The sequence below is a fragment of the Providencia sp. PROV116 genome, assembly GCF_028482485.1.
GTDB lineage: Bacteria > Pseudomonadota > Gammaproteobacteria > Enterobacterales > Enterobacteriaceae > Providencia > Providencia rettgeri.
The window spans coordinates 37,808-49,410 of sequence record NZ_JAMPQO010000005.1 but is presented as its reverse complement, the minus strand read 5'-3'; the positions used below and the strand labels follow the sequence as shown (position 1 = coordinate 49,410).

The following is an 11,603-nucleotide window of genomic DNA, read 5'->3' as shown; positions in this document are numbered from 1 at the left end:
ACCCCACCTCGATGTCTATAAATGAGGTGGGGAAACTAGCTAAGCAACTAATAACCCTCGTACATCTGCAATTTTCACTGTCACAATACAACCTGCATTGAATTGTAAAAAATCATCTTCAATACCATCGGAAAAAATAACGCCGTTATCGGGCATTAATGACTCCACCGCTAACGGGTTACTCGGCTCTATCGTGCCAAATACCCATCTGGTTCCTGTCGTTTTACTTAAAAACGGCTCCCTAACACTAAACTGTAACTTACATTCCTCCCAGCCAAATCCTTGTGCTAACGGATGATTATTCCCTCCCATAATTGCTTGTGCCCCCGCTAAAATAGATTGAAACCACCCCGTTGACCCAAGTCCGGTCGATATAATAATTCCAGAGGATGATTGAAACTCTTGTTCTCCATTCCAGTTCAATAAATAACGTGCCGATGTATGGCTTTTCGGGCCAATAAATAAATCGTTCACCGCCAGTAGTGATTGCCCGTCATTGGTTGTTGCCTGTGCAAAGGTCACTGATTTTTGTTCAACCTGACCTTTTAATGTTTTCGTTACCACCTCCTGTAATTGACTAATTTCAAATGGCAGTAGTTTTCCATCCCACCTTGCAGGATCGGGGTTAATCGCAATAACGGGCTGCCCTTTTAAATACTTTAACGTATTAGCCACTAAGCCATCCTGCCCAATCACAACGATAATGTCCTGCTTAGAAAATTGGTAGCTTGGTAATAATTTTCTTTCCAATAATTGAAATCGGCCTAAAGACTTCAAAATTGATTCAGCTTGAACTAATTGCCGCTGATATAAATCATGTTCATTCAAGTAATCATCGACTTCCACATGATTATGTTCCAAATAAAATTTTGCCTGAGGCCATGTATTGAAGCGTTCAATGAGCTCCTGTAAGCGAGTTTTACGTATCACGAGAATGAATCGGGCATCATCAATCCTATTCATTATTTCGCCTCTTTTTTCATTAGCTGTCCAAATAAATCAGGGGAAATATTTAACTCGCCAATTTTTCCTGCATTTTGTGCTAATGATTCAAATGCCATTGCCATCAATTGCTCTGGTCCCATTTTCGCCAACGCAAGCGCTTTTAAGTTCTCCACTGGTAATTGGCTATAAGCTTTCATTTTAGATTCAATCGCATAGGCATCTGCATCAGATTGGATCCGTTGGTTTTCCACGCTAAGTGCCACCAACTCATTACGTTTTGCTTCCGCACTCACCTGTGCTGTTAATTCTTCTTGCTTAATCTCTGCACGTTCACGTAACAACTTACGTTCATTATCAAGGCGAGCTTCTTCAATTTGCTGCTCTTTGGCCTGCACAGATAAGTCAGTTTCTAGCTCAGCTTCTTTAATCGTCCTTTCTTGTTCGACAGAAAATTTTCGTCTGGCATAGATAGCGTCATCCGCTTCTTTCAAAATGGATTCTCTCGCTTGTGCTTCTAATGCTTTGAGGGTTTCAGGTGAAGGTGCAATTGCTGCAATGGAAACATCTAAAATAGCGATGCCTAATGACTCTATTGCAGCTTGTTCTGCAAGTTGCTTGCTAACTAATGTCACCAATGATTGGCTAATCAATAATGCATCTCGTAATGAAGTAGTTTGTATCTTAGCTTGGATAATAGTTTGAGCCGCACGCACTACCCTGTCGCTCAGTTTAAGTGGATCTTCAGATGCATAGCTTTTTCCATCTTTAGTTAAGTTAAAATTTAAAACATCCGCCGTTTTTTCGGCAGCGACTACCTGAAAAGAAATTTGTCCCTGAATACGTAAACTTTGGAAATCAGAAGATTGTAAATTAAAAATAAAGGGGGCTTCTTGTGCATTCAATGGAAGCGCCGCAATAGAGGTTTTATCCGAGTTATACCAAAAACTGAGCCCCTTACCTTGTTTACGCACTTTTCCATTCACTGATTGAATAACAAAAGTTGATGAGTCTGCTTTGAAATATTTAAAGTTAAACATAGTGTACTCTCCATTAATGTCCTTAAGACTTTAATTTATTATTGTCTTATAGACAAAAACAAGTCAAGAACTAAATGTCCTAATGACAATAACTATATTTATCTGTATGATTTCCCCCTAAACTTCACCTTTGAATTTGAGTGGTAACAATATGAATGAAAAAGAATTTCTTGCTAGCTATGACAGAAAGGATTATTTATCACCTTTACTCACTGTCGATGCCGTTTTGTTTGCTTACCATGAAAACACGTTGAAGGTATTACTGGTTGAACGAGCTAGTTTCCCCGAAAAGGGGAAATGGGGTTTGCCGGGAGGATTTATTGATGAGCAACATGATCAAACCTTAGAAGAAGCTATTTTACGTAAACTAAAAGAAAAAACAGGCGTGATCCCCCCTTATATTGAGCAGCTTTGTACAGTTGGAAACCACCAGCGTGATCCACGCGGTTGGTCTGTCACTGTTTGTTATACGGCTCTAATTGCTTACCAAGCCTGTGAAGCCCATATTGATACAGTAGATTCTGTCAGGTGGGTCTCTATTGATGAAATAGATCAGCTTTCTCTTGCGTTCGACCATTTTAAACTCTATCAACAAGCGAGAGAACGTCTAAAGCAAAAATCACTTTATTCGATAGTTCCAGGCTTTGCATTACCTGAAGTTTTTACCTTAGCTGAACTTCAACATGTCCATGAAGTTCTGATTGGTAAGCCCCTGCAAAATAAATCATTTAGGCGCCGACTTGAACAAGCGGATTTGTTGATTGATACTGGAGAGAAACGCCATGAGCGCGGTCGCCCTGCTAATTTATATCGCTTAAAACCACAATCAGCGGATTACCGGTTTATTCGTAATTTGGAATTTTAATTGTTGAAATGCCTGATAAATCAATATTATCAGGCGTTGCAATGAATGTTATTGGCAAATCGCAGGGGTCACAATATAAGTAAAAATGAGTTTGTTGGACTTATGGTAATTATGCGTAATGCCTTCAGGGAACATTCCATGCAAAATATCCATACCTGCATTTTTACCACAGTAGTTGCGGTTCAAAATTTCACGCATATTTTGCTGCCAGCTATCGCCTTCCAATACGTTATCAGGGATCCCTTTGATGGTGTATTGGTAAAATAACATGCCATTTTTCGCGGTGACTTCAGTCAATAGAGTCACATCATCAATCAGCATAGGTAATGATTCAGCCATGTCAGACAGAAAAATGCCCCGTAACATCATTGGGTCATCATCGCCTTTTGCATTAAAGGCATTAATTTTATCTTCTGTTGAATTAGCTTTTATTTCATCATAACGCTGTTCTATTTGTGAATTTTCGATCGTTCCTGACGGTTGTTCCGGTACTGTTTTCTCTTCCACCTCAGGGGAACATCCCGCGATTAGTATCACACCTAAAAATAATCCAACCACTTTTTTAAACATAGCCATCCCATTCACCTATTTTATTATTTATATAGCCGAATGAGTTTACCATAATGATAAATTAAACTTATAGGCAGAAAAATCCCCTTTTTTAGCCCAAAGGGGATGATAGAAAACTAAAAAGATGCCAACCACATACGCATTTTTAAGCCATAAGAACTCGTCCAACCCGATGTAAAACTGACTAGCTCACCGTTATCAATCACCATAAAAGTGGGCGTCGCACTGACCCCAACCGCATTGGAAAGTTGCCCGCTTATATCGTTGATCACAGGAAAGGTTAGCTCCTTGTTTTCCATCCCCTTGATTAAGCGAGATGTTTCACCTGAACGTATCGCTACCGAAATAATTGGCATACCTGATTGGCTTAATTCTGATACCGTTGGCGAAGTCAAATTACAGACCCCACACCACGTCGCCCAGAAATAAACCAATATCGGTTTTTCTTTACTTAACTCTGCCAATGAAACCGTCTCACCGTTGGCCAGAGTGTGTTGTTCCAATAATACAGGCGCAAGGGTTTGTGGCTTGCGCCATAAATCCATCACTGTAAAGGCAATAAATAAAATAATTGCCAAAACAATAATTTCTTTAGACCATTTTTTTATTTTATTCATATAGTTGCTTACCTATTTGGTATCAAATAGTACAAATCAATGATGTAAGAAACCAAAACATCCACTTAAAATGAATGCTTTAGCATTTAATTAAATATTTGTTTTCCTATCCTCTAATTCTAGAGTTTTGGATTGTTTAATCTTTATCCTCTAATTTTAGAGTTTGGATTGTTTAATCTTTATCCTCTAATTCTAGAGTTTGGATTATTTAATCTTTATCCTCTAATTTTAGAGTTTGGATTATTTAATCTTTATCCTCTAAATAATTCGCGTTGTGGCTAGGCGGCAAACGAGACTATTGTGGGGAGCATACACAAGTATGTGACTCACGTAGTCGAGAGCAGCCAACAACGCCACAGCGCGAAATATGACGAGGATAACGAGGATTATTTGAGCTTAGCCAACTGCTCCTTCACTACCGCCTCAAACTGCTGTGCATCAATAGCACCTGGGATCAACTCATCACCTACCAATGTTGCTGGCGTACCATTCACACCCAATTTCTCTGCCAATATCATATTGGTGCGAATGTCATCACGGCTCTTATCACTGGCTTTCAGTTTATCGTTTCCTGTCGCTTTAAGCGCATCTTTGATATTGGCATCTGATAGCATGCCTTGTTTTTGCATAAATTTGTGGTGTAGAGCTTCAAATGCTTTCGGGTCTTCTTGCCACAGCGTCATGGTTAACTGAGCTGAATCCATTGAAGTCTGGCCTTTAAATGGTAAGTATTTAATTACCACAGCCACATCATCAGGGTATTTTTTCACAAGATCCATCAGTTGTGGGTCGAAACGCTTACAGAATGGGCAGTTAAAATCAGTAAAATTAACCAAAACTAACTTGGCATCTTTTTTACCGATACGCGGGCTGGTTGGGTCATTAAACAAAGCATCGTGCTCCGCTTTTAACGTTTCTTTCATTTGGGCTTGTTGTCTTTCCCCTTGTTTAGCTTGCAGGGCAACAATCGCTTCTTCCAAAATTTCTGGGTTTTCAATCAAAGTATCACGCACTAATTTACGCACTTGCGCTTCTTGGTCTGCACTTAAAGGTGCCGCTTGTGCTACTGACCCCATCATTAGCGACGAAAATAAAACGGCTAAGATTGTTTTTTTCATTTTGTGGCTCCTTTGGCCTGATTCATAACGGATATTAGCGATTCACGGTCAAGTATTGTTGACAGTACTTCGCCTTCGGCCAAGTTAGGGCCATAAATTTGATTAAATGGAACAGCGACCTGCCCACGTTTTTGTAGAAATGCTGTAATTTCAGGTGAAGGTTTGGTCCAATCACCCCGTAAAGCAACAACATCAGGTTCACTAAGTAGCTGTTGGATATCATCTCTCAGTAGTACATTGTATTTATTTGCCTTACAAGTCACACACCATTCAGCAGTAACATCAATAAAGACGCGCTTGTTATCCGCCAGCGCAGCCGTAATCGCTTGCTCAGTCAAAGGTTGCCAATTTACGGTATCTTTAACGAGAGAACGGCTGCCGGAATGCTGTTCTTGCGTCATCCAAACAAACCCACCAGCAAAAACGGCAAATAATATGAATGGCAAGATAGCTGCCCTTACACCTCGTTTTATCGCGATAAAAACAACTAATAATACTAAGAAAATGACAGCAATCGCCGTCGAAGTAGGCACACCAAAATGTGGTATTAATAAGCTAATTAACCATAAGCTAGATACCAGCATCATTAACCCTAGTATGGCGCGTAATTTCAGCATCCACATACCTGGTTTTGGTAGTAAGCGAGAGATAGCCGGAAAAGCAGCGATCAGTAACCACGGTAAACTCATACCGATACCTAATGCGGTGAAGATCAACCACAACTCTTCCATCGGCGCTGCCAGTGCAAATGCTACGGCTGTGCCCAAAAATGGTGCAGAGCAAGGTGTTGCCAATAATGTCGCGAATACCCCTTGCCAAAAATGACCGCTGCTACCATGCCCCCCAGCTGTTGCCAAGCGTGTATTGGCCTTGCTACCTAAGTTGATTTCAAATAAGCCAAATAAATTTGCAGTAAATAGCGCTGTTACCAATACCATAAAACCGATAAACCATGGGTTTTGGAACTGAATACCCCAACCAACAGCTTGTTGACCGACTCGTAATAACGTCATCAATAGCGCCAGTAACCAAAAGGAAACTAAAATACCAAGAGATGACAATAAAAACTGACGGCGAATGGTATTTTGCTCACCATGAGGCACCATCAATACAGAGCCAAGTTTCATCGCTAACACAGGCAGAACGCATGGCATCAGATTAAGGATCAAGCCCCCCAAAAGTGCAAATAGCATCACCTGCCATAACGAAGCACCACTCACTTTTGATGCTATCGTGCCAGTAAATGTACTCACTTGATGACTAATTTGCTGCGAAATTTCGCCATCTGCAACCACAAAAGAAACTGTTTTACCGGTTAAATCGGGAGACTCGCCTCCCCAATCATCACCAACATCTATTGTTGCTGTTAAATGATTGCCTGTTGTCTCTATTACAGGCACGCCTAATGCTGCACCTTCAACCACATCAGTAAAAATGTTAGGTTGTTCCCACGAATTTCCTGAACTTTTTTGTAATTCAATGATTAGCTTATCATTGGTAAAGCCAACTTTGGTTTGCTCTACTAAGCCACTAGATGGTGGAACCGCCCCTTTGGCTTGGTTAAATGCCCAAGTAAAGTCAGCAGGAGCTGGCTCTGTTAAATCGAGTTCAAACGGGTAATCGGTTAAAATACACACATTACTGCAGGTTGATAACGTGAGTGTTCCAGCAAGTTTATCGAGCTTTTCATTACTTGTGACTGTAATGGGGAAAACAATATCTCCCATATAGCCTTGAGTTGAAACACCCGCGACATCAAAGCGACCAGGTGTTGGCCATTGCCAATCTGTTGATTCAACAGGTGACGACCATACAATTTCAGGTGCGACTCCGCCTTCGCCAGGCGAACGCCAATAGGTTTTCCACCCGTCATCAAGTTTTACATCGAGCAAAATGTCGATTTTGCCATTTTCCTGTGCCGAACTTAATAACCTGACCTGCGCATGCCGTGGAGTGTTGTCATTCATCCACCCCGTATTCGCAGGTTGCAACCACCCCGTATCTGCAGCGTATAAACTGCTCGAAAATAGTGCAAAAAATATAAAAAATGAATTAATTAAAAAACGCATTGTTTCCTCCAGAATAAATTACACAAACGAGTCCCTATCCGTTGTGTGCTAATTCCGAAGATTACAAAATTGTAAGTGTCGTCTGACTCTTGGAGGGGCATGCTTCTCTTCATTATTTGCTCTAGATATAAATAGATTAGTACAAAATAAAGTTAGCGCAGCCAAAGAAAGAAACATGAAGAAGAATGGTTCAAGAACAGCAGGTAGCAAAGTCATTAATGACTTAGCACTCAGTTCACAGCTGGAAAGATGTGTACCGCTGCTATCACTTTGTTTTACCTGTGATTGATCGATATAAGAAACGTGAGTACCCGTGTTAATTTGTGCTTGCGCTAATACATCTGGCACAAAAAAATTGGCGAGCAAACGCTCTCCGACGGCACGTTGATTCATACAAACCAATACCATCAGACAGGCGAATATCACTAATCCTTTACCTAATTTTAAATGCCTGTTCATGCGCATCTTGGTATAACTTCCTGAAATAACACTAATTATGCGACTTTGACAACCATAACGATAAAAACCTATCTTTGACTAATACCGTTACCCCATCTATAAGTTAAATAGAGGTTACATCTTACACAGCAAAACATTCCGTACAAGTGCCATCAGCTAACTTTACAAATATCACCCTCTTTTTCAGTAAACAAAAATGCAGTTCTACCAAAACTAGGCACGCAAATTGCTTTATCTAATATATGGCATGAAACGAAGATAACTTGCACCTTAACAGTGCATGATTATCAGTTTAAGACAATTTTAGATGGTAAATCACCATGTTAGTGCGGTAATTCAAAAATTACCCAAATAATATGCGAGACAGCTCCCGAAATTGAAACAATTCGTTTTCATTAATTAACAAATTTAATTACTTTTTAACAACAATAAAACATATAGCGGATAATCGCGGAATTGTCTAAATCTGCGAAATATTTGCAAACACAACACTACGAAACCACAGTAATTCAGGCGTTATCTCGCGATAGCACCTTAAAAATTACAACGGGTTTACACCGATGTTCTAAAGGAGTTGTAACTATGCGTATAAGTAAACTTGTATTATCGATGATGATTTTAGGTGCAACCTGCGCAGTCCAAGCAGAGGAGTTAAACGGCACCCTGAAAAAAATCAAAGACAACGGTGTAATAGTTGTTGGTCATCGTGAATCTTCCGTACCTTTCTCTTACTATGATAATAGCCAGAAAGTGGTTGGTTACTCACAGGATTATTCAAATGCCATTGTTGATGCAGTGAAGAAAAAATTAAACATGCCTGATCTGCAAGTCAAACTCATTCCAATCACATCACAAAACCGTATTCCACTCCTGCAAAATGGCACATTTGATTTTGAATGTGGTTCAACAACCAATAATGTAGAAAGACAAAAACAAGCCGCTTTCTCTAACACAATCTTTGTGGTTGGGACGCGCTTACTCACTAAAGGTGACTCTGGTGTGAAAGACTTTGCTGACTTAGCCGGTAAAAATGTCGTCGTGACCTCAGGTACAACTTCTGAAATTCTGTTGAATCAGTTAAATGATGAAAAAAATATGAAAATGCGCATTATCAGCGCGAAAGACCATGGTGATTCGTTCCGTACCTTAGAATCAGGTCGTGCTGTTGCCTTTATGATGGACGATGCGTTGTTAGCAGGTGAGCGTGCAAAAGCGAAGAAACCGGATATCTGGGAAATCGTTGGTAAGCCGCAAACCGAAGAAGCTTATGGCTGTATGTTGCGTAAAGATGACCCTCAATTTAAAGCGCTTATCGATGAAACCATTGCAAATGCACAAACATCAGGTGTCGCTGAAAAATCCTTTGATCGTTGGTTCAACCAACCTATTCCTCCGAAAAATCTGAACCTGAAATTTACGTTATCCGATGAAATGAAAGCCTTATTTAAAGAACCAAATGATAAAGCATTAAACTAATAAAAAGACAAACAGGGTATTACTGAAGTAAGAATTGCAAGGCGGTCGTTCCCCGCCTTGCATCCTCTTTTACGACAGTATTCGGGAATTTCATTGCCCACAGGAAGTCAATATTATGTCTATTAATTGGAATTGGGGGATTTTCCTTCAGGAAGCCCCGTTTGGGAATACCACCTACTTAGGGTGGTTAATATCTGGCCTCGAAGTCACCGTAACACTTTCTATTTGCGCCTGGATCATCGCATTTCTAGTTGGTTCATTTTTCGGTATTTTACGTACCGTACCTAACCGCTTTTTAGCTTTTTTAGGTACCGCTTACGTAGAGTTATTCCGTAACGTACCGCTTATCGTACAATTTTTTACTTGGTATTTAGTTATTCCAGAACTTCTCCCTCGTTCAATCGGGGATTGGTTTAAAATGGAATTAGATCCTAACTACCAATTCTTTATTTCCTCAATGCTTTGCCTTGGGTTATTCACCGCAGCACGAATGACTGAGCAAGTACGTGCAGCCATTCAGTCACTGCATAGAGGGCAAAAAAGTGCCGCACTCGCAATGGGGCTCACTTTGCCACAAACCTATCGCTACGTTCTATTACCCAATGCCTATCGGGTCATTTTGCCACCAATGACCTCAGAAATGTTGAACTTGGTTAAAAACTCAGCCATTGCGTCAACCATTGGCTTAGTCGATATGGCGGCACAAGCAGGAAAGCTATTGGACTATTCTGCTCACGCATGGGAATCCTTTACCGCAATTACATTAGCTTATGTCGGTATTAACGTCATTATCATGATTTTGATGACGTTATTAGAGCGCAAAGTTCGCTTACCAGGCACCATTGGAGGGCGATAAAATGATGTATGAATTTGATTGGAGCTCAATTGCTCCGAGTATGCCCTTTTTAATCGATGGCTTCATTGTCACTGCGAAAATTACACTGACCGCGATAGTGGTGGGAATTTTGTGGGGAACGGTTTTGGCCGTGATGCGGTTATCCACATTCAAGCCAATCAGCTGGTTTGCAGCCCTGTATGTGAATACATTCCGTTCTATTCCGTTGGTTATGGTTTTGCTGTGGTTCTACTTAATCGTTCCTAGCTTATTACAAAATGTTCTAGGCTTATCACCAAAAAATGATATTCGTTTAATTTCTGCAATGATAGCCTTCTCTCTTTTTGAAGCAGCTTATTATTCTGAAATTATTCGTGCGGGTATTCAAAGTATTTCACGAGGACAAGCTTCTGCGGCGTTAGCTTTGGGAATGACAAATATGCAAACCATGCGGCTCGTGGTATTACCGCAAGCCTTTAAAGCCATGGTGCCGCTGTTGTTAACTCAAGGAATTGTTCTGTTTCAGGACTCATCCCTCGTGTATGTACTCAGTTTGACAGACTTTTTCCGTACTGCCACCAATATTGGTGAGCGTGATGGGACACAAGTAGAGATGGTACTGTTTGCGGGTCTGGTGTACTTTATTATCAGTTTTGGCGCTTCTATGTTAGTGAATTATCTTAAGAAAAGGACTGTTTCATGATAACCCTGAAAAATGTATCCAAATGGTATGGCCAGTTTCAGGTGCTTACAGACTGCACAACTGAAGTTAAAAAAGGTGAAGTTGTGGTTGTGTGCGGGCCATCTGGTTCTGGTAAATCCACATTAATAAAAACAGTAAATGGTTTAGAACCAATTCAACAGGGTGAGATTTTTGTGAATGATATTCAAGTTAATAACAAAAAAACTGACCTTGCAAAACTTCGCTCTAAAGTTGGGATGGTATTCCAACACTTCGAGCTATTTCCTCATTTGTCGATTATTGAAAATCTGACATTGGCGCAAGTTAAAGTATTAAACCGCGATAAAAAAGAAGCTGAAGCAAAAGGTTTGAAATTATTGGAACGCGTGGGTTTATCCAGTCATGCCAATAAATTCCCAGCTCAGCTTTCAGGGGGACAACAACAACGTGTCGCTATTGCTCGAGCGCTGTGTATGGATCCTATCGCCATGTTGTTCGATGAACCAACATCGGCCCTTGACCCTGAAATGATCAATGAAGTACTCGATGTTATGGTTGAGCTCGCCAATGAAGGAATGACCATGATGGTGGTGACCCATGAAATGGGCTTCGCCAAAAAAGTGGCTAATCGCGTTATTTTTATGGATGAAGGCAAGATTGTCGAAGACAGTAAAAAAGAAGACTTTTTCGCTAACCCACAATCTGATCGTGCAAAAGATTTCCTCGCAAAAATTCTCCATTAATCTTTCTCAGGGAGCCATTAGGCTCCCTAGCCTTAACACACATTCATGCGGGGCAATATTGTTGCACTATGAGTATTGCCTAAGCGAATAAATCAACAACAACTTGCTGAATTTGAAATAGTTCACGAAACCACTACCATTTCACTGTTTTTTTAGTTAAGTTGTTTGATTATCAGCGTAAAATATC

Annotated in this window: 12 protein-coding genes; 5 read left to right on the top strand and 7 right to left on the bottom strand. The window is 40.4% G+C overall.

From position 1 onward, the window contains the following. Positions 1-39: 39 nt before the first annotated feature. Both PSE72_RS04460 and PSE72_RS04455 read right to left on the bottom strand, forming a co-directional pair. A complete protein-coding gene (locus tag PSE72_RS04460) occupies positions 40-963 on the bottom strand; it encodes a sugar kinase (protein WP_115167745.1) in 924 nt (307 codons plus the stop codon). Then, positions 963-1,982, bottom strand: coding sequence for an SPFH domain-containing protein (locus PSE72_RS04455; protein WP_115167746.1), 1,020 nt, complete (start codon positions 1,980-1,982; stop codon positions 963-965). Before PSE72_RS04455 ends, PSE72_RS04460 begins: the two co-directional genes overlap by 1 nt. A 151-nt stretch (positions 1,983-2,133) precedes the next feature. Here PSE72_RS04455 and PSE72_RS04450 point away from each other — a divergent pair, with 151 nt between their 5' ends. After that, positions 2,134-2,847, top strand: coding sequence for an NUDIX hydrolase (locus tag PSE72_RS04450; RefSeq protein ID WP_004908966.1), 714 nt, complete (start codon positions 2,134-2,136; stop codon positions 2,845-2,847). 48 nt (positions 2,848-2,895) lie between these two features. Here PSE72_RS04450 and PSE72_RS04445 read toward each other — a convergent pair whose 3' ends face one another. From PSE72_RS04445 to PSE72_RS04425, 5 genes are all read right to left on the bottom strand, one after another. Beyond that, on the bottom strand, positions 2,896-3,423 hold the full coding sequence (locus tag PSE72_RS04445; RefSeq protein ID WP_115167747.1) for a protein K: 528 nt from the start codon (positions 3,421-3,423) through the stop codon (positions 2,896-2,898). Positions 3,424-3,533: 110 nt separating this feature from the next. Then, a complete protein-coding gene (locus tag PSE72_RS04440) occupies positions 3,534-4,034 on the bottom strand; it encodes a protein disulfide oxidoreductase (protein WP_004908960.1) in 501 nt (166 codons plus the stop codon). 386 nt (positions 4,035-4,420) lie between these two features. Beyond that, positions 4,421-5,152: a DsbA family protein gene (locus PSE72_RS04435; RefSeq protein ID WP_272690912.1), complete on the bottom strand. Its 732-nt coding sequence runs from the start codon at positions 5,150-5,152 to the stop codon at positions 4,421-4,423. Next, positions 5,149-7,221 carry a protein-disulfide reductase DsbD family protein gene (locus PSE72_RS04430; RefSeq protein WP_109913203.1) on the bottom strand — a complete coding sequence of 691 codons (2,073 nt, stop codon included), beginning with the start codon at positions 7,219-7,221 and terminating at the stop codon, positions 5,149-5,151. The genes PSE72_RS04435 and PSE72_RS04430 overlap by 4 nt, the downstream gene beginning before the upstream one ends. Before the next feature lie 48 nt (positions 7,222-7,269). Next, positions 7,270-7,680 (bottom strand): hypothetical protein, encoded by a 411-nt coding sequence (locus PSE72_RS04425; protein WP_042851762.1) that lies wholly within the window; start codon positions 7,678-7,680, stop codon positions 7,270-7,272. Between the two features lie 582 nt (positions 7,681-8,262). Here PSE72_RS04425 and PSE72_RS04420 point away from each other — a divergent pair. The 4 genes from PSE72_RS04420 to PSE72_RS04405 all read left to right on the top strand — a co-directional run bounded on the left by PSE72_RS04420 (position 8,263) and on the right by PSE72_RS04405 (position 11,416). Further along, complete coding sequence (locus PSE72_RS04420) at positions 8,263-9,156, top strand: amino acid ABC transporter substrate-binding protein (RefSeq protein ID WP_004908948.1); 894 nt, start codon at positions 8,263-8,265, stop codon at positions 9,154-9,156. Between the two features lie 115 nt (positions 9,157-9,271). After that, positions 9,272-10,012: an amino acid ABC transporter permease gene (locus PSE72_RS04415; protein WP_272690911.1), complete on the top strand. Its 741-nt coding sequence runs from the start codon at positions 9,272-9,274 to the stop codon at positions 10,010-10,012. Between the two features lie 4 nt (positions 10,013-10,016). Then, on the top strand, positions 10,017-10,694 hold the full coding sequence (gltK, locus tag PSE72_RS04410) for a glutamate/aspartate ABC transporter permease GltK (protein ID WP_109913215.1): 678 nt from the start codon (positions 10,017-10,019) through the stop codon (positions 10,692-10,694). After that, positions 10,691-11,416, top strand: a complete 726-nt coding sequence (locus PSE72_RS04405) for an amino acid ABC transporter ATP-binding protein (RefSeq protein WP_004257041.1) — start codon at positions 10,691-10,693, stop codon at positions 11,414-11,416. The genes gltK and PSE72_RS04405 overlap by 4 nt, the downstream gene beginning before the upstream one ends. The last annotated feature ends 187 nt before the right edge of the window (positions 11,417-11,603 follow it).

Excerpts from the sequence above, each read along its gene's own strand:
- PSE72_RS04460 (WP_115167745.1), bottom strand. The coding sequence starts at position 963 with ATGAATAGGATTGATGATGCCCGATTCATTCTCGTGATACGTAAAACT.
- PSE72_RS04455 (WP_115167746.1), bottom strand. The coding sequence starts at position 1,982 with ATGTTTAACTTTAAATATTTCAAAGCAGACTCATCAACTTTTGTTATT.
- PSE72_RS04450 (WP_004908966.1), top strand. The coding sequence starts at position 2,134 with ATGAATGAAAAAGAATTTCTTGCTAGCTATGACAGAAAGGATTATTTA.
- PSE72_RS04445 (WP_115167747.1), bottom strand. The coding sequence starts at position 3,423 with ATGGCTATGTTTAAAAAAGTGGTTGGATTATTTTTAGGTGTGATACTA.
- PSE72_RS04440 (WP_004908960.1), bottom strand. The coding sequence starts at position 4,034 with ATGAATAAAATAAAAAAATGGTCTAAAGAAATTATTGTTTTGGCAATT.
- PSE72_RS04435 (WP_272690912.1), bottom strand. The coding sequence starts at position 5,152 with ATGAAAAAAACAATCTTAGCCGTTTTATTTTCGTCGCTAATGATGGGG.
- PSE72_RS04430 (WP_109913203.1), bottom strand. The coding sequence starts at position 7,221 with ATGCGTTTTTTAATTAATTCATTTTTTATATTTTTTGCACTATTTTCG.
- PSE72_RS04425 (WP_042851762.1), bottom strand. The coding sequence starts at position 7,680 with ATGAACAGGCATTTAAAATTAGGTAAAGGATTAGTGATATTCGCCTGT.
- PSE72_RS04420 (WP_004908948.1), top strand. The coding sequence starts at position 8,263 with ATGCGTATAAGTAAACTTGTATTATCGATGATGATTTTAGGTGCAACC.
- PSE72_RS04415 (WP_272690911.1), top strand. The coding sequence starts at position 9,272 with ATGTCTATTAATTGGAATTGGGGGATTTTCCTTCAGGAAGCCCCGTTT.
- gltK (WP_109913215.1), top strand. The coding sequence starts at position 10,017 with ATGTATGAATTTGATTGGAGCTCAATTGCTCCGAGTATGCCCTTTTTA.
- PSE72_RS04405 (WP_004257041.1), top strand. The coding sequence starts at position 10,691 with ATGATAACCCTGAAAAATGTATCCAAATGGTATGGCCAGTTTCAGGTG.